This is a genomic window from Streptomyces sp. NRRL B-24572 (assembly GCF_002156145.1).
Classification (GTDB): domain Bacteria; phylum Actinomycetota; class Actinomycetes; order Streptomycetales; family Streptomycetaceae; genus Streptomyces; species Streptomyces vietnamensis.
In genome coordinates, this window is record NZ_MWIG01000127.1 from 1 (window position 1) to 19,359 (window position 19,359).

General features: G+C 70.6%; 19 protein-coding genes and 1 pseudogene. 11 read left to right on the forward strand and 9 right to left on the reverse strand.

Annotated elements, in window-relative coordinates:
• Together CCN56_RS08305 and CCN56_RS08310 are read right to left on the reverse strand one after the other, a co-directional pair.
• Positions 1 to 517: universal stress protein (locus CCN56_RS08305; RefSeq protein ID WP_256961863.1), on the reverse strand; the 517-nt coding region annotated here is incomplete at its 3' end.
• A gap of 5 nt (positions 518 to 522) precedes the next feature.
• On the reverse strand, positions 523 to 1,428 hold the full coding sequence (locus CCN56_RS08310; RefSeq protein ID WP_086825075.1) for a universal stress protein: 906 nt from the start codon (positions 1,426 to 1,428) through the stop codon (positions 523 to 525).
• A gap of 227 nt (positions 1,429 to 1,655) precedes the next feature.
• On the opposite strand from CCN56_RS08310, the gene CCN56_RS08315 reads away from it, so the two are divergent.
• Positions 1,656 to 2,513, forward strand: coding sequence for a universal stress protein (locus CCN56_RS08315; RefSeq protein WP_086825077.1), 858 nt, complete (start codon positions 1,656 to 1,658; stop codon positions 2,511 to 2,513).
• Between the two features lie 112 nt (positions 2,514 to 2,625).
• On the opposite strand, the gene CCN56_RS08320 is transcribed toward CCN56_RS08315, so the two are convergent.
• From CCN56_RS08320 to CCN56_RS08330, 3 genes are all read right to left on the reverse strand, one after another.
• Positions 2,626 to 3,354 (reverse strand): hypothetical protein, encoded by a 729-nt coding sequence (locus CCN56_RS08320; RefSeq protein ID WP_086825125.1) that lies wholly within the window; start codon positions 3,352 to 3,354, stop codon positions 2,626 to 2,628.
• 85 nt (positions 3,355 to 3,439) lie between these two features.
• Entirely contained in the window at positions 3,440 to 4,165 is a 726-nt protein-coding gene (locus CCN56_RS08325; protein WP_086825080.1) for a pyridoxamine 5'-phosphate oxidase family protein, read from the reverse strand.
• Positions 4,165 to 5,064, reverse strand: a complete 900-nt coding sequence (locus CCN56_RS08330; protein WP_086825082.1) for a universal stress protein — start codon at positions 5,062 to 5,064, stop codon at positions 4,165 to 4,167. The genes CCN56_RS08325 and CCN56_RS08330 overlap by 1 nt, the downstream gene beginning before the upstream one ends.
• A 368-nt stretch (positions 5,065 to 5,432) precedes the next feature.
• Here CCN56_RS08330 and CCN56_RS08335 point away from each other — a divergent pair, with 368 nt between their 5' ends.
• The gene (locus CCN56_RS08335; RefSeq protein WP_086825084.1) at positions 5,433 to 6,032 is read left to right on the forward strand and encodes a CBS domain-containing protein; all 600 of its coding nucleotides are present in this window, start codon (positions 5,433 to 5,435) and stop codon (positions 6,030 to 6,032) included.
• A gap of 25 nt (positions 6,033 to 6,057) precedes the next feature.
• On the opposite strand, the pseudogene CCN56_RS08340 reads toward CCN56_RS08335, so the two are convergent.
• Positions 6,058 to 6,237 (reverse strand): annotated as a pseudogene (locus CCN56_RS08340) (DUF1918 domain-containing protein); the annotation flags it as partial.
• 246 nt (positions 6,238 to 6,483) lie between these two features.
• On the opposite strand from CCN56_RS08340, the gene CCN56_RS08345 reads away from it, so the two are divergent.
• From CCN56_RS08345 to CCN56_RS08380, 8 genes are read left to right on the forward strand one after another with little or no spacing between them, the layout of a single operon-like run.
• On the forward strand, positions 6,484 to 7,161 hold the full coding sequence (locus CCN56_RS08345) for a CBS domain-containing protein (protein ID WP_086825086.1): 678 nt from the start codon (positions 6,484 to 6,486) through the stop codon (positions 7,159 to 7,161).
• On the forward strand, positions 7,158 to 8,960 hold the full coding sequence (acsA, locus tag CCN56_RS08350) for an acetate--CoA ligase (RefSeq protein WP_086825088.1): 1,803 nt from the start codon (positions 7,158 to 7,160) through the stop codon (positions 8,958 to 8,960). Before CCN56_RS08345 ends, acsA begins: the two co-directional genes overlap by 4 nt.
• Entirely contained in the window at positions 8,960 to 10,024 is a 1,065-nt protein-coding gene (gene pdhA / locus CCN56_RS08355) for a pyruvate dehydrogenase (acetyl-transferring) E1 component subunit alpha (RefSeq protein ID WP_256961856.1), read from the forward strand. The genes acsA and pdhA overlap by 1 nt, the downstream gene beginning before the upstream one ends.
• Entirely contained in the window at positions 10,021 to 11,031 is a 1,011-nt protein-coding gene (locus CCN56_RS08360) for an alpha-ketoacid dehydrogenase subunit beta (RefSeq protein ID WP_086825090.1), read from the forward strand. The genes pdhA and CCN56_RS08360 overlap by 4 nt, the downstream gene beginning before the upstream one ends.
• A 1-nt stretch (position 11,032) precedes the next feature.
• Positions 11,033 to 12,364, forward strand: coding sequence for a 2-oxo acid dehydrogenase subunit E2 (locus CCN56_RS08365; protein WP_086825093.1), 1,332 nt, complete (start codon positions 11,033 to 11,035; stop codon positions 12,362 to 12,364).
• A complete protein-coding gene (locus CCN56_RS08370) occupies positions 12,361 to 12,630 on the forward strand; it encodes a phosphopantetheine-binding protein (RefSeq protein WP_086825095.1) in 270 nt (89 codons plus the stop codon). Before CCN56_RS08365 ends, CCN56_RS08370 begins: the two co-directional genes overlap by 4 nt.
• Entirely contained in the window at positions 12,630 to 13,289 is a 660-nt protein-coding gene (locus CCN56_RS08375; RefSeq protein WP_086825096.1) for a CBS domain-containing protein, read from the forward strand. Before CCN56_RS08370 ends, CCN56_RS08375 begins: the two co-directional genes overlap by 1 nt.
• A gap of 17 nt (positions 13,290 to 13,306) precedes the next feature.
• Complete coding sequence (locus tag CCN56_RS08380) at positions 13,307 to 14,164, forward strand: universal stress protein (protein WP_086825098.1); 858 nt, start codon at positions 13,307 to 13,309, stop codon at positions 14,162 to 14,164.
• Between the two features lie 674 nt (positions 14,165 to 14,838).
• On the opposite strand, the gene CCN56_RS08385 is transcribed toward CCN56_RS08380, so the two are convergent.
• Positions 14,839 to 15,636 carry a hypothetical protein gene (locus CCN56_RS08385; RefSeq protein ID WP_256961857.1) on the reverse strand — a complete coding sequence of 266 codons (798 nt, stop codon included), beginning with the start codon at positions 15,634 to 15,636 and terminating at the stop codon, positions 14,839 to 14,841.
• A 148-nt stretch (positions 15,637 to 15,784) separates the two neighbouring features.
• Positions 15,785 to 16,552 carry a transposase gene (locus CCN56_RS08390; RefSeq protein WP_086825131.1) on the reverse strand — a complete coding sequence of 256 codons (768 nt, stop codon included), beginning with the start codon at positions 16,550 to 16,552 and terminating at the stop codon, positions 15,785 to 15,787.
• 340 nt (positions 16,553 to 16,892) lie between these two features.
• On the opposite strand from CCN56_RS08390, the gene CCN56_RS08395 reads away from it, so the two are divergent.
• The gene (locus tag CCN56_RS08395) at positions 16,893 to 17,834 is read left to right on the forward strand and encodes a zinc-binding dehydrogenase (RefSeq protein WP_256961858.1); all 942 of its coding nucleotides are present in this window, start codon (positions 16,893 to 16,895) and stop codon (positions 17,832 to 17,834) included.
• An 85-nt stretch (positions 17,835 to 17,919) separates the two neighbouring features.
• Here the strand turns inward: CCN56_RS08395 and CCN56_RS08400 are convergent, their stop codons facing one another.
• Positions 17,920 to 19,197, reverse strand: coding sequence for a helix-turn-helix transcriptional regulator (locus CCN56_RS08400; RefSeq protein ID WP_086825102.1), 1,278 nt, complete (start codon positions 19,195 to 19,197; stop codon positions 17,920 to 17,922).
• Positions 19,198 to 19,359: the final 162 nt, after the last annotated feature.

Genomic DNA, 19,359 nt, shown 5'->3' on the forward strand with positions numbered 1-19,359 from the left:
CCTCGCGCAGGCTCGCCTCCTCGACGGCGAAGACGACCGCGGCCCGTGAGGACTCGCTTCCGTCCACGCCGACGACGAGGGTCGGTGGGTGCACGGCACTGTGTTCGGGTTCGCGGACCACGACGGCAGGACAGGAGGCGCGCGCGGTGAGCGGGACGACCACGGAACTCTCGCTGAACACCTCGGCCGCCCTGCCGAGACGGCGTGAGCCGACGACGAGTGCGGCGTGCGCCGCCATGTCACGGAGCACGGTCGCCGGCATGCCGTTCACGAGTTCCGTCGCGATCCGCAGACCGTCGTGGAGTTCCCGTACGAGGTCCTCCGCATCGGCGATCGCCGACTCGGCACGGAGTCGCAGGGCGCTCTGGTGGGCGACCGCGTCGTACCGGAGCCCGTCGTGTGCAGCCGGCACGACGGTGACCAGCCGGAGCGCCAGTCCTCTTCTTCGTACGGCCCCGGCGGCGGCCCAGACGAGAGCGGGGATCGACTGCTCCCGAGGGTCGACTCCGAGCAGCATCTCGTTCACGTCTCCTCGACCCGGGTGGCAAAGGCGGGTGGGACGATCTCCACCGGGGAACGGGCGTGGTGGAGCAGGACGTGGGCGACACGCCCCAGGGACGGGCCCGCGCCCAGGACTCGGTGTTCTCTGCCCATCACGAGCAGATCGGTGTGGGCGGTCGCCTCCACCAGGATGCCGGGCGTGCTCGTGCCCGTCTCCACGAGATGGCTGACGTTCAGCCCCGGATAGAAGTCACGCACGCGGTCGGCGAGCGCCTTGACCTCGTGCACGCGCTGCCGCGCGAGCTCGTCGAGGTCGTCCAGCATGGTCGCGACGCTGCCGACGTGGGTGAGCACGTTCCACACGCTCACCAGTCGCAACACCGCCTTGCGGGCATCCGCCTCGGCGGCCGCGACGAGCAGCCAGCCGAGATCCGAGGCACCGTGCACAGCCGCCGTCACCGAGCCCGACTCGGGACGGTCGCTGTCACCACGGACGACGATCACGGGCACCTCCGCACGGGCTGCCACGCCCAGACCCACGGAACCGAGCATGAGCGAGGAGAATCCGCCGAGGCCCCGGTTGCCCACCACGATCGTTCCCCGGTGGCCGCCGGCCGCCCGGAGACCGGCGACGGGCTCCTGACGGCTCAGTTCCCTCGTGACGGAAAGGTCCGGAAAGCGCTCCTGGACCGTGCTCGCGGTCTCGATCAGCAGGTCGCGACCCGCCTCGCGTACCGCCTGGATCGTCTCGGCATCGGCGAAGAGGGCCCGGCGGTCGGTGTCGGCGGCGTGGACGAGATGCAGGGGCCGCCCCCGTAGGGCCGCCTCGGCGGCGGCCCAGAGCACGGCCGTGCGCCCGAAAGGGGACCCGTCGACTCCCGCGACGACGTTGCCGAGCTCCGGCCGAGCGGGGATCTCGCTGGTCATGGCTTCCTCCTCGGGAGTACGCCCGGCGCTCGGGAGCACGCCCCGAGGGGGGACACCTCCCACGCTGACACCGTGGCGAGCCTCCCGGGGATGGGCCGTTCGGACCCGATCGAGACCTGCCCGGCCCTGCTGCCGGAAGGCACGGGACCACCAGCCTGAAGTTCGGGACGTCCTCTCCGATCCGGACCACGCGCGGAACGGAGCGGACACGACTGAGGAGGCACGCCATGACGGCTCAGGTCACTGTCGGTCTGGACGGCTCGAAGGAAAGCCTCGCCGCCGTGGGTTGGGCGGCGACGGCAGCGGTGTTGCGCGAAGAGCCCCTCCGTCTGGTGCACGTGGAGGAGTGGCCGAACACCCCGGACGTACCCCTGCCCTACGCCCGCACCTCGGCCGAACGGGCCGGCAGTCTCCTGCGGGACGAAACAGTCCGCGTGCAGAAGGACCATCCCGGCCTCGAGGTGCTCACGGAACGTGCACGTGGCCGGGCGGCCGAAGAACTGACGGCCGCCGCGAACGAGGCAGATCTGACGGTGCTCGGATCTCGTGGGCTCGGTGGAATCCGTGGCTTCATCGTCGGCTCGGTCTCCCTCGCCGTCGTCAGCTCGGCGCGCCGACCGGTCGTCCTCGTGCGCTCGAAGGGCGCACCACCAGCTCCCGAGGGCGGGATCGTGGTGGGTGTCGACATCCGCCATCCCTGCGAAGCCCTGCTCGCGTTCTCGTTCAACGAAGCCGCCCGCAGGAACACGCCGCTGCGGTTCCTGCACAGCTGGACGCTTCCCGCCTCGTACGGCTACGCGTCCATCATGGCCCCGGGGGTCGGCGAGGAGCTGGGCGGCCACCTCCTCGGGGGTCTGGACGACCTGTTGGAACCGTGGCGGAAGCGGTACGCGGGCGTGGACGTGGCGGCCGAGACGACCATGGGCCCGCCTGCGTACGAGCTGGTCGAGGCGTCACAGACCGCGCAGCTCGTCATCGTGGGACGACGCAGCCGGAAAGTCCCCCTCGGCGCGCATCTCGGCCATGTCGCCCATGCGGTCATCCACCACAGTCCCGCGCCGGTCGCCGTCGTCCCCCTGATGTGAGGAGGCGCCTTCCCACAGCCCCGTGCTCCGCCCCGCGCCTCCCGGGCACGGCGCCACCCACGTCCAAGTCACGCCGCCAGTCGCGATGTGAAGGGCCTGGCCCACCAGATCGTCAAGACCCGGACCGCAACTCGCGAACCCGGGTGCGGAAGACGCGCCAGCGTCGCTCGTTGGCGTGCACCAGCGTCGCCGACTCCGCCATCAGATCCGCCGCCCGGTCCAGCAGCTCGGAGGCCGAATAGAGGTAGGAAGGGGCGGTTCGCTCGCCGCCGAGGTCGGCCCGCAGCGCTGCCGGGGCGAAGTCGACGCGGGTCAGCAGGTCGAGGGCGCGTCGCAGCAGCCGCGCGATCAGGGCCTGCAGGCCCGCCGACTGCCAGTCGTCGGCGATGATCCGGTGCCGCTCCCCGAGCAGGTCGGCCAGTGCCGGATACGTAGCCAGGCTTCCGGCCATCTCCCACGCCTGCTCCATCGCCCCGGACAGCCAGACACTCGTGTGCTCAAGGTCGTCCGCCAGTAGCCCGACCTCACGCTTCAGCCTCTGCAGTTCGGGCGGCTCACCCTCCCCTTCCATGAAGAGAATGCCCGACTCCGCGACCAGGCCGGGGGCGTTCAGGTCCTCCGTGCCGGCGAACGCGATCGCCGACACCTGCTCGCCCACGCCGATCACGCTCCAGCGGTCGGCCAGCGCCTTCAGCGCCCGAGACCGCGCCTGCAGCTCGCCGGCCTGCCGCAGCGGCGCCTGCGAGTAGTACTCCTCATGCTCGCGATGGAACCGCGCGAGATTGTCGATCAGCTGCAACAGCGACTCAGGGGGCCCGAGCTGCGGTTTGTCCTCGGCCATGTCGGCAGTGTGCACCAAGTGCCTCGCGTCAGCGCGTCCGGGCGCGCCCGCCACAGGAGATTCGAGCCCGCCCGGCACTCGGAGCTCATGTACGCGACGGCCCTCGGTCGGCAGACCCGGACGGCGTGCCGGGCGCGCCCGGCCCCCGGACGCGGCGGCCGGTCACCCGGCGCGGCGAGAGCGTCACCATGGTTTCGCGCCCACCCCCGGCCCACGGCTCCGGCCTGCCGGCGGCATTGATCCTCTGTACCGAGGTCTCGTCCGACACCGTGCGTACCGGACCGACGAGGAGCACGCTCCAGCCCTGGCTGAACGCTTCGTCCAGGCGATCCTCCTCGAAGGCGACTTCCGCGCCGGACGCCGCGCTGCGCGCGAGGGGCGAGCCCGCGGCGGTCACGAAGACGACTTCCCGGTCGACGACCCGGTAGTTCACGGGGATCACCATGAGCCCGTCCCCTCCTTCGACGGCGACCCGGCCGACGCCGTGGCCGTCGAGCAGCTCCCAGCATTCCGCCTCGCCGATCTCCTCCAGTCGTGCCCGATACCCGGCACGGGACCCTCCCGGCGCGAGGTCGGCCGTGGATCCGGTGAGATCCTGGACGGTGGTTTCCAGGGCGTTCGCGAGCCGGACCAGGAATTCGATCCCCGGAGCAGGCACCCGCTCCTCCACGTAGGCGATGTAGCCGGGCGTGGAGCCGGCCCGTTCGGCCACGTCCTCCCGGGAAAGGCCGAGTTGCGCGCGCCTGGCGCCGACGCGGCGGCCCAGGTCACTCGTGGCACGCGGGGCGTGTCGGTCGCCGGCTGTGCTCATCACGGCTCTCCTTCCGTGGTCTCGGAACGCCACTGGGGTACGACGGCGACCGGACACGAGGCGTGGTGCAAAGCACGGTGGGCGACCCTGCCGAGTTCCAGGCCGATGAGCCCGTCCCTGCGCCGTGCCCCGACGACCAGCAGGTCGGCGGCGGCCGAGCGCTCGGTCAGTATCGTGTGGGCGGGACCCTCGACCGAGCTCCTGCGCAGGCGAACCCGGGGATGTTCGGACGCCGCGGTCTCAAGGGCCTTGTCGAGCAGTTCGGTGGACTCTTCCGCGAAGTAGACCGCCCCGGCGCGCTTCATCAGCAGGTGGTCGGCCGGTCCATGCGCCGGTCGTCGCCAGGCGCGGACGACGTCGAGTTCCGCGTCCCGGGCCGCCGCCTCACGGAAGGCGAACCGTACGGCCGGCGAGTCCACGTCGTGCTCGCCGACGCCGAGCAGGACTCGCTCGTGACGTGCCTCCAGGGCCTGCCGGTCCCCACGGACGACGACGACCGGGCAGTGGGCACGGGCGGCCACGACGAGGCTGACGGAGCCGAGCAGAAGGTCCGCGAACTCACCGCGTCCACGGGACCCGACGACGAGGATCGAACCCTCCCGCCCCTCCCTGAGCAGCCCGGTGGAGGCGTCCTCGGCGAGGACATCCGTGATGATGGGGAGGTCGGGCGCACGGCGTCGGGCGCGTTCGGCCGCGGTGCCGACGATGTTCCCGGCGAGGACCTGGCCCGAGGGCCGTTCCATGGCCCAGGTCGGGACGACTCCCTCGTACCGTTCCCACATCGAGGCGTGGACGATCCGCAGGGCAAGCCCGTGCCGTACCGCTTCGTCGACGCCCCAGTCCAATGCCGTGAGACTGGCGTCGGACCCGTCGACTCCTACCACCAGGGGCGATTCCATCGTGCCCACTACCTTCCGGGTCGAGTGGTGACCTGCTGTCACGCTCGCACCGGGCGGCAGGCGCTGGATAGGGCCGGTCGGTCCCAGGCGTGGTCCGCCCGGACCACGCGTGAAGGCGGCGCCGAGACACGACGAAAGGAGGGGCCCATCCGCTTCTCGCGGATCCTGATCGCGCGGTGCGCGGCTCGAAGCCGCTTCCCCGCGTCCCTGGGGCGGGCCCCTCCTCACCTTCAGGAAAGCACCGGTCGAGGGTCTGTGCCAGGGCTGTCCGGGTCCTGACGTGCCCCTTTCGGCCCTTGCCGCTGCCGGCCGGCGGCGACACGCTCTCAGCAACAGGACTCGGGGGGCAGGAGTACCGGAGGCAGGTCATGAAGCACCCGCGTACCGTCGACGACGTGATGACCCATGCCGTGGTCTCCGCCAGGCTCGATGCACCGGTCAAGGAGATCGTCCGGTCCATGCGGCGCTGGGGGGTGAGCGCGGTTCCCGTGCTGTCGGCCGAGGGGCGGGTGGTCGGCGTGGTGTCCGAGGCGGACATTCTCGGCAAGGTTCCTGGAGGGGACCGGGACAGCGTGGGATCGGTGACGGCGGGCAGTTTGATGTCGGCGCCGGCCGTCACCGTTTCGCGCGGCACCACGATCGCGGGGGCCGCTCGGCTGATGGGGCGGGGGCGTCTCAAGCGACTTCCCGTGGTGGACGAGGACGGCCGCCCGGTCGGCGTCGTCAGCCGGGGCGACCTGCTCAAGGTCTACCTTCGCTCCGATGCCGAACTCGCCGGGGACGTGAGGCACGAACTCCTCGCGCACCTGATCCCCGAAGGCGACGCCGCACTCACCGTACGGGTCGCGGACGGCGCGGTGACGCTCACCGGACGCCTGCCCCGGTCCGTACCCACGGATCTGGCCCTGCGGCTGACCCGGGCGGTGCCCGGCGTGGTGGACGCGGCGGCGGAGTTCACGGCCGAGTAGCGCCCTTCGCATCATGCGGCGGAAAGTGCTGGACCCGCGCGTCCGGGCCCGGGAACACCAGAGTGACCCGGCCCGTGTCCGACCATCGGACGTCGAAGGGGGGAGTGCCGTCCACATGGTGCAGCCCGACGATCTCACCGTCACGCCCCTCGTCCCCGACCGTGGCACCGCCCACGATCAGCCGATCGCCGAGGTGAGCCCACAATCCGGCGCGTGGCTTCTCCTGACCTCGCCGTGTTCCGGTCGCAGTCATCGTTCTCGCCTCCCGGCCCGCGCGCCCGGCCGCGGCCCTCCCGAGACCGGCGCTCTCGCCTCCACCGTGCGTCCGGCCGGCCGACCGTCATAGGGGCGAACAGTCCCGGAAGGGGACCATTCGGCACTGCCCGGGGGCGGGTTTCGCGCAGCAGGGTGAGACCTACCGGGGCCGCCGCTTCCGGGAAGGAGGACCGTCATGCAGCATCGCACGGTTTTCGAGGTGATGACCCACGACGTGGTCACTGCCGCCCCGGAGACCTCGTTCAAAGGGATCGCCCGTCTCTTCGCCGATCACGACGTCTCGGCGGTCCCGGTCGTCGACCCGGACCGACGCCTTCTCGGTGTGGTCTCGGAGGCCGACCTGCTGCGGACCACCGCCGAGCTCCCCGATCTGGAGGGCCGCCCAGCGGGCATCCGATGGGTGTCCGAGGAGAAAAGGCCGCCCGATGCGGAGACGGCCGCCCAGCTGATGACCTCGCCCGCGGTCACGGCCCAGTCGAACTGGAATCTCGTCGAGACGGCCCGGGCGATGCACCGCGCAGAGGTGAAGCGGCTTCCCGTCACCGACGAGACCGGTCGGCTCGTCGGGATCATCAGCCGCAGCGACCTGCTGCGACCCTTCCTGCGCGGTGACACGGCGATCCGTGACGAGATCGAGCACGACGTCCTGGCCGGCACTCTGCGCCTCGCCCCCGACACGATCCGTGTGACCGTCGACGACGGAGTCGTCAGGCTGACGGGCCGGGTCGACGAGCGCGCCGACATCCCCGTGATCGTTCGGCTCTGCCGCTCGGTCGACGGAGTCGTCGCCCTGCACGAATCGATCGAGTACGCCTATGACAACCTCACGCTCGACGTGGAGCCACCGCGATGAACGCCCTTTGGGTGACACCGGTCATGCCCGACTACGAAAGTGCCCGGGCGACGTTCTCCTGGCGACGCGAGCGGTCCCGGCTCGCCGGGCTGCCGGACGGCGGCGTCAACATCGGATACGAGACGGTCGACCGGCACCTGCGCGAGGGCCACGGCGAGCGCGTCGCGCTGCGCTGCGTCGCACGCGACGGATCGGTGCAGACGGTGACTTTCGCCCGGCTCGCGGCCGAGAGCTCCCGCTTCGCGCACGTACTGGAAACGCTGGGCGTGGAACGCGGCGAGCGGGTGTTCACCCTGCTCGGCCGACGGCTAGAGCTGTACGGCGCCGTCCTCGGCACCCTGCGTGCCGGGCGAGTCCTCTGCCCCCTGTTCACCGCCTTCGGACCCGAACCCGTCGCGCTGCGCATGGAGCTGGGCAACGCCAGGGCTCTGGTCACGACCCGGGAGCTGTACGAGCGCAAGGTGGCCCCGGTGCGGTCCCGTCTTCCGCACCTGCGCCACGTGCTGCTTCTCGACCCCGGGACCGACCCGCCCCCCGACATCCTCTCCTTCCCCGCTCTCACGTCCGCCGCGCCGGACGAGTACACCGTGGCGCCGACCGATCCGGCCGAGCCGGCGCTACTGCACTTCACCAGCGGTACGACGGGCACCCCCAAGGGCGCGATTCACGTGCACGAGGCGGTCCTCGCCCATCACGTCACCGCCGCCTACGCCCTGGACCTGCACGAGGGCGACGTCTTCTGGTGCACCGCCGACCCCGGCTGGGTCACCGGAATGTCGTACGGCGTCATCGCCCCGCTCACCCACGGCGTGACGACCGTCGTCGACGAAGGGGACTTCGCCCCCGCCCGCTGGTACGGAATCCTCGCCGACCAGCGCGTCACCGTCTGGTACACGGCCCCCACCGCGCTGCGCATGCTCATGCGGGCCGCACCACGCGGCGGCGGCCCGACGCCTGGCGCACGCCACGACCTCTCCGCGCTCCGGTTCGTCGCGAGTGTCGGCGAGCCGCTCAACCCCGAGGCCGTGCACTGGGGCCGGGAGGCACTCGGGCTGCCGGTCCACGACACCTGGTGGCAGACCGAGACCGGCGCCATCATGATCGCCAACTTCGCGGCCGATCCGGTGCGGCCCGGTTCGATGGGCCGACCGCTTCCCGGAGTCGAGGCCGCCGTCCTGGCGTGCGGCGATGACGGCCGGGCCGCGATCGACGACGGGCGCGTCCAGATCCTGAAGGAGCCGGGCGCCCAGGGCGAACTCGCCCTTCGAGCGGGCTGGCCGTCGATGTTCCGAGGCTACCTCCACGAGCCGAGCCGTTACGAGGCGTGCTTCGCCGACGGCTGGTACCTGACGGGCGACCTCGTCAGCCGCGACTCCGACGGCTGGTACTGGTTCGTGGGCCGGGCCGACGACGTCATCAAGTCCGCGGGTCACCTCATCGGGCCGTTCGAGGTGGAGAGCGCGCTCATGGAGCATCCGGCGGTCGCCGAGGCCGGAGTCATCGGACGCCCCGACCCGCTGGCCGGCGCGATCGTCAAGGCGTTCGTGCTGCCGCGCCCCGAGTACCGTCCCGACAGCGAACTGCGGCGCGACGTCATGGCGTTCGCCCGTCGGCGTCTCGGCCCGGCCGTCGCCCCCCGGGAGATCGAGTTCGTCACGGATCTGCCCCACACCCGCAGCGGAAAAGTGATGCGCCGCCTGCTGCGGGCCCGCGAACTGGGCCTGCCCGAGGGTGACGTGTCGACGCTGGAGTCCCCCGAACCGTCCGGGACGGTCGGCACGTCCAGGAAGGAGCCGTGATGGCCACCGCACACGGCGGCACGTCCGCCGAAGCATCGCCGACGAAGCGTCCCCGTCGCACCCGTGCACCCGCGTCGCCCTCTCGCACTCCAGCGGCGGCCCATGACCTGGACCTCCTGCGGCAGATGCTGCTCATCCGGCGGTTCGAGGAACGGTGCGTGGAGCTCTACAGCTCGGCGGCCATCCGAGGCTTCGTCCATCTCTACATCGGCGAGGAGGCGGTCGCCGTCGGTGTCCACCAGGCGCTCTCCGAGCAGGACGCGGTGGTCTCGACGTATCGCGAGCACGGTCACGCACTGGCCCGCGGCGTGCCGCCCGACGCGGTGATGGCGGAGATGTACGGGAAGACCACCGGGTGCAGCCACGGCCGAGGCGGCTCCATGCACCTCTTCGACGCGGCGCGCCGCTTCTACGGCGGCAACGCGATCGTGGGCGGCGGGCTGCCGCTCGCGGCCGGTCTGGCCCTCGCTCACCGGATGCGCCACGAGTCCCCGGTGACCTGCTGCTTCTTCGGTGACGGGGCCTTCGCCGAGGGCGAGTTCCACGAGACCGCCAACCTGGCGGCGCTCTGGGGACTGCCCGTGCTCTTCGTCTGTGAGAACAACCTGTACGCGATGGGGACGGCCCTCGCCCGCGAACACGCCCAGACGGACCTCGCCATGCGGGCAGCGTCGTACGGCATGGCGGCCTGGGCCGTCGACGGCATGGACGTACGCGCCGTGGAGAAGGCGGCGCGCGGGGCGGTCGAGTCCATCCGCGCCGGCAACGGACCACACTTCCTGGAGATGCGGACGTATCGCTTCCGAGCACACTCGATGTACGACCCGGACCGGTACCGGCCGAAGGACGAGATCGAGGAATGGAAACGGCACGACCCCGTCACGGGCCTCGCCGATGGCATGACCGCGGCCGGTCTCCTCGACACCGCCGCGTTGGAGGCTCTGGACCACGAGGTCATGGAGGAGATCGACCGAGCCGTCCGAATGGCCGAACAGGCCCCCGAGGAGCCGGCCGAAGACCTGCTGCTCCATGTCACCGGCCGCCACGAGGAGGCTCCGTCATGAGCACGCGTACGCGACCACGGGCGCATCCCGACGACGGCACCATCACATACAGGGAGGCCCTGCGGGAGGGGCTGCGCGAGGCCCTGGCAGCGGACGACCGGGTCTTCCTCATGGGCGAGGACGTGGGCCGCTACGGCGGATGCTTCGGGGTGAGCCTCGGTCTCCTGGAGGAGTTCGGGCCCGAGCGTGTCCGGGACACGCCCCTGTCGGAGTCCGCGTTCGTCGGAGCCGGTATCGGCGCCGCCCTGGCCGGGATGAGGCCGGTCGTCGAGATCATGACGGTCAACTTCAGCCTGCTGGCCCTCGACCAGATCCTCAACAACGCCGCCACCCTGCGACACATGTCGGGCGGACAGCTCGGCGTGCCGCTGGTGATCCGCATGACGACGGGCGCGGGACGGCAACTGGCCGCCCAGCACTCCCACAGCCTCGAAGGCTGGTACGCGCACATTCCCGGTCTTCGTGTCCTGGCGCCGGCCACGGTCGACGACGCCCGCCACATGCCGGCGGCAGCGCTTGCCGACCCCGATCCGGTCCTGATCTTCGAACACGGCAGCCTCTACAACACGGCCGGCATGCTCGATCCGGCGGCCCATGATGTCGACCTGGACCGGGCGGCCATCCGGCGCGAGGGCACCGACGTCACCGTCGTCGCGTACGGCGGTTGTGTGTCCAAGGCTCTCGAAGCCGCAGAGGCGATGGCTGGGGAAGGGATCAGCGCGGAGGTCGTCGACCTGCGAACACTGCGGCCCCTGGACGACGCCACGATCGTCGGCTCGGTCCGGCGGACCCACCGGGCCGTCGTGGTCGACGAGGGCTGGCGCAGCGGCAGTCTGTCGGCCGAGGTCGAGTCGCGTATCTACGAACAGGCGTTCTTCGACCTCGACGCGCCCGTCGAACGGGTCTGCAGTGCGGAGGTCCCCATCCCGTACGCCCGCCGGCTGGAGGAGGCGGCGCTCCCCCAGCCGGCCGGAATCGTGGCGGCGGCGCGCCGGGTGGTGAGCTGAGATGGCCGAGTTCACCATGCCGTCGCTCGGCGCCGACATGGACGAGGGCATGCTCTCCCAGTGGCTGGTGCACCCGGGTGACCAGGTGACGCGGGGCGACGTCGTCGCCGTGGTCGAGACCGCCAAGTCCGCGATCGAGGTGGAGTGTTTCGACAGCGGTACGGTCGAGGCCCTCCTCGTCGACGAAGGCACCACCGTGCCGGTGGGCACCCCACTGGCACGTATCGGCACGACCGCCGAAATCCGGCCGGCCGAAAGCCCGTCCACGGAAAGACCGCTCGTCGAAAGCCCGCCGACGTCGACGCCCCTCGTCCGCCGATTCGCCAAGGACCGGCACGTCGACCTCGCCGCCGTCCATGGTTCGGGCCCGGGAGGCAGGATCACACGCGCCGACGTGGAGCACTCGGAACTGGAGCCGGAACCAGCACCAGCACCGGAGCGCGACGTGTCCGTGCCGACGACACGGCCGGCGAAGCCAGTGCACAGTGACGACTCGACCGCGGAGCGTCCTGCTCCGGTGCGCGTGAAGTCCTCACCGCTCGCGCGGAGTCTGGCCGCGGAACTCGGCGTCGACCTCGCCGAAGTGACCGGAACGGGCCGGGGCGGCAGCGTCCGTGCAGAGGACGTCCGTTCCGCCGCAGCCGACAAGGGAGCACCGCGGCAGGCCGTCCCGGAAGCGGCACGATCGGCCACAGCCCGGCTCATGAGTCGCTCCAAACGGGAGATCCCTCACTTCTACCTGTCCACTACCGTGGACATGGCAGCGGCCCTGGAGTGGATGCACGCCCGCAACCGCGAACTGCCGCTGTCCGCCCGCCTCGTGCCCGCCGCACTCACCTTCAAGGCCGTCGCGACGGCAGCGCGCGAAGTGCCCGAGCTCAACGGGCACTGGGGCGACGACGGCTTCGTCCCGGCGGAGGAGGTACGGCTGGGCATTGCCGTTTCCTTGCGGGGCGGTGGCCTTGTCGCCCCGGCCCTCGCCCACGCGGACACGCTCTCCGTGGCCGAGGTGATGGCCGCGCTCAAGGACCTGGTGGCACGGGCACGGGGCGGTCGGCTCCGAGCGTCGCAGACCGCCGATCCCAGTCTCACCGTCACGAACCTCGGCGACCAGGGCGTCGAGGCGGTGTTCGGCGTCATCTACCCGCCGCAGGTCGCGCTCGTCGGCCTCGGCAGGATCGTCGAACGACCGGTGGCCGTGAACGGCCTGCTGGGAGTACGTCCCGTGCTGACGGCCACACTGTCCGCCGATCACCGAGCCGCCGACGGCGCCACCGGCGCTCGTCTCCTGACCGCCATGGACCGGCTCCTGCAACGACCGGAGGAACTGTGAACCACGACCAGGCAAAGGCGTTCGTTCGGCAAGCCGTGCAACGTGTCGTCCCCGGCGCCGAGTTCACCGGTCTCGATCCCGGCGTGTCCCTGCGCGCCACGTTCGAGATGGATTCGCTGGACTTCCTCGAGTTCGTCGAGGCGCTCGCCGAACTCAGCGGGACGGAACTCACCGAGGACGACTATCCGGCCCTCGACACCTGGGACGGCTGCGCCGCTCGCCTGGTGGGCGAGGCACACGGCTCCGCGCAGGGAAGGAGAGGGTGATGCGTCACCGCAGGATCGACCGGCTGATGACCCGTGAGGTGGTGAGCGTCCGTGGCGACGCCCCGTTCAAGGAGATCGCCCGCACGCTCTCGCGCCACCAAGTGACCGCTGTTCCCGTGGTGGACGGCGAGGGCCGGGTGGTCGGGGTGGTGTCGGAAGGGGACCTGCTGCGGAAGACCGCCGACCAACCCGCCACACCAGGTGACCCGCCGGCCGTCCCGGCCCTGGAGGCGTGGGAGCGGGCGAAGGCCGAGGGGACGCGGGCCGAGGAGCTGATGTCCGCACCCGCCGTGTGCGCCCGTCCGGATTGGACCGTGGCGGAGGCGGCACGGCTGATGGAGGTCCAGGGGATCAAGCGGCTCGTCGTCGTCGACGACGAGGACCGGCTGGTGGGCATCGTGAGCCGCCGCGACCTGCTGGGCGTCTTCCTCCGCGAGGACGACGACATCCGCCGGGAGATCGTCGAGGAGGTACTCGGCGAAACGCTGCGTCTCGGACCGGCCGTGCTCACCGTCGAGGTGCGAGACGGGAAGGTGGACCTCGCCGGCAGGCTGCCCTTCCGGCGCATGATCCCGGCGATCGAGCGCATGTGCGCGACGGTGGACGGCGTGGTCTCGGTCTCCTCCACCCGCCTCACCTACGACGTCGACGACACCTGACAAGGAGGTGCACGATCATGACCCGGAGCATCGTGGTCGGCCTGGACGGCACGGAACAGGCGAACGCCGCCGCGGAGTGGGCGACCGAGGAGGCGGTACTGCGCGGCACTCGCGTGCACCTGGTGTACGCGAAGGAACCGGTATCGGAGGCCGTGCTGTCATTCATGCCACAGGGGTTCGAGGACACGTGGGGCGAGGAGATGGTGGCGCGCACCGCCGCCGGACTGCGCGAGCGCCATCCCGGCCTGTCGGTGACCACCCGCCTGTTGCCCTCGGGTCCCGTGCCGGGCCTCGTCGCCGCGGCCGAGGAGGGCGAGCTGCTGGTCCTCGGCTCACGGGCCCTGGGCAGTGTGACCGGCTATCTGCTCGGCTCGGTCGGCCTGACGGTCGCCGGCACGGTCGAACGGCCCGTCGTCCTCGTACGGGCCGGCAGCAGCGAGACCAGTTCGAGAGGTCCCGTCGTGGCGGGGGTTGATGTGCGGCAGCCCGTGGACGCGGTTCTGGGTTTCGCCTTCGAGGAAGCCGCCCGGCGGGACTCCCCGGTCCATGTCGTGTATGCCGAGCAGCTTCCGCTGTTCGCCGGACTGGGACCCGCCATGGTCCCGGACATCCGACTCGCCGTGGCTCCGGAGATAGAGCGTTCGCTCCGAGAACTGCTGGAGCCCTGGCGGGCGAAGTACCCCGACGTCGAGGCCACCGCCCGCGTGGTGGTCGGATCGGCCGGCCTCGAACTGGTCGAGGCCGCCGGGGACGCCGCGCTCGTGGTGGTGGGTCGGCGTATGCGTCATTCGGCGCTGGGCGCGCGCATCGGCAGCGTGGCCCACGCGGTGCTGCACCACAGCCCGGCGCCCGTGGCACTCGTTCCCCACGCCTGAGCCCGGTACCGATCAGCTGTCGGCCGCAGCCGTACCTCCGTGACCTTGCACTCCGGACACGAGGTCGACGACACCCGGTCAGCGACCGCCCCGCCGTCTGCTCGCGTCTCCAGACCCTGGCCGCCCTGCGCGCATGCATGGCCGTCCCGGCCGTGGCCCGCAGCCGGCCCGACGCCACTCACCTCATGCCGGCACTCGCCCTCGCCTTCGCAGCGCCGGCACTGCTGCGCGTCCTCCCCCGCCACACGGTCACCCCCTGGTCGCGGGAGCCGTGCCGGCCTGGCCGCTGCTGCGCCCCGTACGGCGGCTCCTCCAACGCCCGCCGGAGGGCGGCCCGGCGGCACGCCCCGGGGCCGCGTACCCCTTGGCCACACGATTCAGAACCGGCACGCCGCCAGTGATGCACACCCTGATCGTCCTCGTCCTCCTGACGGAGATCTCGGGCACCCTCCGCGCCGGCGTCGACGGAGTCGCCGCCGCCACCCCGCTGCTCAACGTCGCGGCGCGGGCCGCTGATCCGGGACACCGCAGCCCCAGCCGCCGGACACGCCGTCGTCGGAGTGCCCGATGGGGCGATCAGCGGCCTTGCCCTAAAGGCTGTCCCGTAACCATCCGCCCTGGATCGGTTGCCACCGAACTTGGACCGGTTCCTGCGTGGCCGTGGCCGGGAGGCTTCACGCGTTCGTGCGGTAAGTCATGAACCAGTGGGTGTCGAAGTAGTGGGCCATCGTGAAGGGGTGGTCCTTCTCAAGGAGGATGCGGCAGACGAACTCTGCGGTTGAGCAGTCGAAGGGGACATTCTCGCCGTCGAATGTCTGTATGGTGACGGGCCAATGGGCAGGGTCTCCGTCGTCGATCTGCCAGCAGTACAGATTCTCGTGCTCGGTGCCTGCCCAGACGAGCAGGCCGTCCTCCTTCAAGTCGGTCCACGGTTCCTGGTTCAGATGGAGGTACGCATCGAAGGCGCCCTCCCCGAACGTCTCCACCATGCGCTTGTAGTCGCCGGGAAGACGCGTACCCATGCGCGCCTCAATCTGCGCCCAGTCGACGTCCGGTCGCTGGGGCGGCAGGATCCAGCCGGTGATGCCGATGAGCCGCTCGACCCAGTCTTCGTCCTGGCCGGCAATCCCCGCGGGCAGCACTTGTGCCTGCCGCGGGGTGACCGCCAGCACCGGCACGATGTCGCCCTGCGCATCCAGTGCGGTCCCCACGCCGAGCCACTGTCCTGCATGGGCCCAGGCCACTACCGTCTCGGCACGGCCTTCGAGGAGGTCGAGGAGACCCGCGCCCTGAACCTCGCTCACGCCCGGGGTCATGATGCCGTCCAGGACCAGGGCTCGTGGTTCCCCGTGACGGAAAGCCAGCTTCTCGACCAGCGTGTGCGGGTCGATGTCCTGCGAGAGGTACAGAACCCCGCTCGGCCGGGGGATCCGGTCCAGCAGGTTGTTGAGCATCGAATGAGTGAACTCCATGGAAGACAGGAAAGCGCACTCCACTGACAAGAGCCCGGGATCCGACTTCGATGACAATCGGTCCAAGTTCACTGTCCGGGGACAGCTATCGTGCGACGCCATTCGAGCAAGACGGTCCGCCCGCGAACCGCTCCCCTGCAGGGTGGGGCTATCCGGTGAGGGCGAGGTTGTGCAGGCGGGCGATGCCGTGCATCGCGTGCTGCACTCCATCGCCCCTCAGGCGGCAGTCACGCAGGATCTTCCAGGTCTTCATCCGGGCGAAGGCGTGCTCGACACGGGCGCGAACCGACTTGTGAGACTTGTTGTGTGCCTGTTTCCAGTCGGGCAGTTCCTCTCCCTTGCGGCGGCGATGCGGCATGACGAGCCCGGTACCCGGGTAGCCGCCATCAGCGATGGTCATCGTGTTGCCGACGGCGTCCTTCGCGCCGGACTCCGCCCAGGCCCGGCAGTCGTTGCGATTGCCCGGCAAAGGCCGGCCGACCACCACGACCAGGCGGGTGTCGGCGTCGATGACCACCTGATGGTTGGTGGAATAGCGATAGTTCTTCGACTGCTCGGCCACGGTGTGGTCCCGGGTGGGCACCAGGGTGCCGTCCACGATCAGCACCGCGTCCTTGGCGAACCGGCGACGGGGACGCAGCGCAAACCTCGGGCCGAGGTCGTCGATCACCCGGTCCACGGCCGACTTCGACACCCCGAACAGCAGGGCCAGTTGCCGCATCGTCAAGTTCGTCCGCCAGTAAGCAGCGACCAGCAGCGCCCGGTCCTCCAACGACAGCTTCCATGGCCGGCCTCGGCCTGGGGAGTCGGCACCCTCGCGACGCAGCGAGGTCACCAGCCTGCCGAAGAGGCGGGGGCTCAGACCGGTGAACGGAGCTATCCATGACGGCTCGGACGCCGTGATCACGCCTGACACGGTCGAGATCATCGCAGAGCAAGATCACTTACGGGACAGCCCTTAGACTCCGTCACCTTTTGCCTGGGATTAGCGCCCTGACGGGCCGCGCGATGGGCGCTGTCCGGTGTGCGGGCCGCCACAAATTGCGCCACGCGCAATTCGACGGAAGTGATGCGGCTCACTGTGGGAGTTGTTTCCTGTCCGTAGGGCTCTAAGAATTGAGGTGGAATTTATGCCTGCCAGGCCCTGCGCGTCAAGAGTGGTTTAATGTCTCCGGAATTTGCGCGTGGCGCAATTCATTCAAATTGCGCGTGGCGCAATTTCGCCGAATGATCTTGAAGCGTTGAGAGGCGAGAAAGTGCGAGCTGTCACTATGTCCAGCCACGGCGGCCCGGAGGTCCTCCGGCTCACGGAGATCCCTGAACCGGAGCCGACGGCCGGACACCACAGGGTCGAGGTCCTCCAGGCAGGGGTGAACTACGCGGACCTGCATGTGCGAGAAGGGGACTACCTGGCCGGTGTCACGCTCCCGTACGTCCCCGGCAACGAAGTGATGGGCTACAGCGACGGGCGGCGGGTGGTGGCCCTGACGCGCGGCGGAGGGTACGCGCAGGTCGCCATGGCCCACCACCGCTCCACGATCCCGGTCCCGGACGACATCGACGACGCCACGGCGATCTCGTTGACCCTCCAGGGCAACTCGGCCTGGCATCTGCTGCACACCGTGCTGCGCATCAGCCCGGGGGAGACTGTGATCGTGCCCGCAGCCGCCGGCGGCGTCGGGTCCCTAGCAGTGCAGCTCGCCACGCGGGCCGGAGCCCGCGTGGTGGCCCTGGCCGGCACGGACTCCAAGCGAGCTCTGGCCCTCGGCCTCGGGGCAGATGCCGTCGTCGACAGCACCTCGACAAGCCTGGCCGCAGACCTGCAAGAGGCGACCCATGGCACAGCCGCCGCGGCGCTGGAGATGACAGGCGGCGACACCCTCCACGCGACCCTGGAAGCGCTGGCTCCCATGGGCCGGATGGCGGTCTACGGAAGCGTCAGCGGCATCGAGACCACCATCACCACCCGCGACCTCATGGCCACGGGCAAGACGGTCAGCGGATTCTGGCTCCCCCTGCTGTTCGGGCACCGGACCGCGCTGCGCGACTCCATGACCGACCTCTTCCAGGCCGTACGGGACGGGGAACTCGCCGTCCCGGCGCCCACCGTGTACCCGCTCACCGAAGCGGCTCGCGCGCACGAGGACATGGCGGCCCGCCGAACCACCGGCAAGGTCGTTCTCAACCCCGCTTCCTGACTCGGCTCGGTATCGGCGCGGCTCGGACCCCGGTGCTCCGCCCCCACAAGGGGAGGGGCGAGGCCCCAGCCCGAGTCTGCTGCCCTCAATCGACCGGCTCGCCCAGGCGTTCCCGCAGGTCGCGCAGGACCGCCAGGCGCTCCGACAGCTCGGCGATCATCGTGTCGAGCTCGCTGCCGGCCTCTCCCGCAGAGGCCGGCAGCGTCGTACGCAGGAGCTGCTGGTACTCGCGCACCACGCCTGGGCGGGACGACTGCGGGGCGAGGTGGTTGAGCGTCGCCTCTACGGAGACCGTATTCACGCGCCACCCGCCTCCGTCCTGCCGATACGCCCACACCACGGTCCGGTCCTGTGGGTTGAGGGTGAGGCGGCAACCGGGTCCGGCCAGCGCGCTCAGCTCCGGCAGGCCGATCGCCCCGCTGCCCGCGAGTGCTGCCGCGTCCTCCGCTGAATCAGCCCACCCAGCCTGCGCCCAAGAGGCGTCCCCGATCGCCTCGGAGCCCCCGGCCCCACCCGCTGACAGCGCATCCGGCTGCTGTACGGATCCGGGCTGGAGTTCGTGCTCGCTGCCGAGCCAGGTGATCACCACCGCCCGCAGGTCCGGGTGGCCGGCCGGGAAGAGGAGGTGCGAGACGACCTCGACCTCCTGGAAGTCGAACCGTGGCAGGCGCATGCGGAATCGGTTGCCGTCGCGATGGGCGACCACATGGGGGCTTTCGTCCCACAGCCGACGGCAGTCTGGGTCCTCGTAGATCTCGCGCAGCAGGGAGGTCATGAAGCGGTCGGCCTTATGGCGCGCCAGGAACATGCGGATCATGGCCAGGTACACACGGGCATGATCTTCCCAGCCCACGTACTGCTTGCGGGCGTCCGGGTGCAGCAGGGCCCAGCGCATCAGGTTGGCGTCCGGCTCGACGACCCAGGGGTACCAGTCCGCCATCGCCCGGTTATAAGCGATCATGGACCAGCGGGCGTCGGTCACGTAGGCGGGGTGGGGCATCTGCTGGTCCAGCAAGAACTGGAGCGTGCGCAGCTCCGGAGGCTCCTCCCTCGGCCTGGCGCGGCCGATCAGGGCACCGCCCGGGGTGTAGTACAGGAGCGTCTGACGCTCGTCGGGCCCCAGGTGCAGTCGCGTGACCAGCTTCTCGACGGCGTCATGTGGGAGGCGGGGCACCGCGCCCCGTTCCAGCTGTCCGTACCACTTCTCGGACATGCCGATGGCGTGCGCCACCTCTGCCTGAGGGATGGCGCGACCGCGTCCCTCCTTCAGCCCCGCTGCGCGGCGCCAGGCCCTGAGCAGACCGGCCAGCCCCATCAGCTCTTCCGGGCCGAGTTCTCCCTCATCGCTATCGCCGAGACCCATGCGGCACCAGCTCCCATCACGTGCCGCCAGCTTGAGGCAGCTCGAAGGAGGCGACAACTCGAGTCACGTCGGCAAGGGCCGCGGCCCTTCTCCTGCCGATTCCTCTGACGCGCAGCCCGGACCGGTAGTCCTGTTCCGGTAGTCCTGTTCCGGTAGTCGTGT

Coding starts and splice junctions, on each gene's coding strand:
- CCN56_RS08310 (WP_086825075.1), bottom strand. CDS start 1,428: ATGACCAGCGAGATCCCCGCTCGGCCGGAGCTCGGCAACGTCGTCGCG.
- CCN56_RS08315 (WP_086825077.1), top strand. CDS start 1,656: ATGACGGCTCAGGTCACTGTCGGTCTGGACGGCTCGAAGGAAAGCCTC.
- CCN56_RS08320 (WP_086825125.1), bottom strand. CDS start 3,354: ATGGCCGAGGACAAACCGCAGCTCGGGCCCCCTGAGTCGCTGTTGCAG.
- CCN56_RS08325 (WP_086825080.1), bottom strand. CDS start 4,165: ATGAGCACAGCCGGCGACCGACACGCCCCGCGTGCCACGAGTGACCTG.
- CCN56_RS08330 (WP_086825082.1), bottom strand. CDS start 5,064: ATGGAATCGCCCCTGGTGGTAGGAGTCGACGGGTCCGACGCCAGTCTC.
- CCN56_RS08335 (WP_086825084.1), top strand. CDS start 5,433: ATGAAGCACCCGCGTACCGTCGACGACGTGATGACCCATGCCGTGGTC.
- CCN56_RS08345 (WP_086825086.1), top strand. CDS start 6,484: ATGCAGCATCGCACGGTTTTCGAGGTGATGACCCACGACGTGGTCACT.
- acsA (WP_086825088.1), top strand. CDS start 7,158: ATGAACGCCCTTTGGGTGACACCGGTCATGCCCGACTACGAAAGTGCC.
- pdhA (WP_256961856.1), top strand. CDS start 8,960: ATGGCCACCGCACACGGCGGCACGTCCGCCGAAGCATCGCCGACGAAG.
- CCN56_RS08360 (WP_086825090.1), top strand. CDS start 10,021: ATGAGCACGCGTACGCGACCACGGGCGCATCCCGACGACGGCACCATC.
- CCN56_RS08365 (WP_086825093.1), top strand. CDS start 11,033: ATGGCCGAGTTCACCATGCCGTCGCTCGGCGCCGACATGGACGAGGGC.
- CCN56_RS08375 (WP_086825096.1), top strand. CDS start 12,630: ATGCGTCACCGCAGGATCGACCGGCTGATGACCCGTGAGGTGGTGAGC.
- CCN56_RS08380 (WP_086825098.1), top strand. CDS start 13,307: ATGACCCGGAGCATCGTGGTCGGCCTGGACGGCACGGAACAGGCGAAC.
- CCN56_RS08385 (WP_256961857.1), bottom strand. CDS start 15,636: ATGGAGTTCACTCATTCGATGCTCAACAACCTGCTGGACCGGATCCCC.
- CCN56_RS08400 (WP_086825102.1), bottom strand. CDS start 19,197: ATGGGTCTCGGCGATAGCGATGAGGGAGAACTCGGCCCGGAAGAGCTG.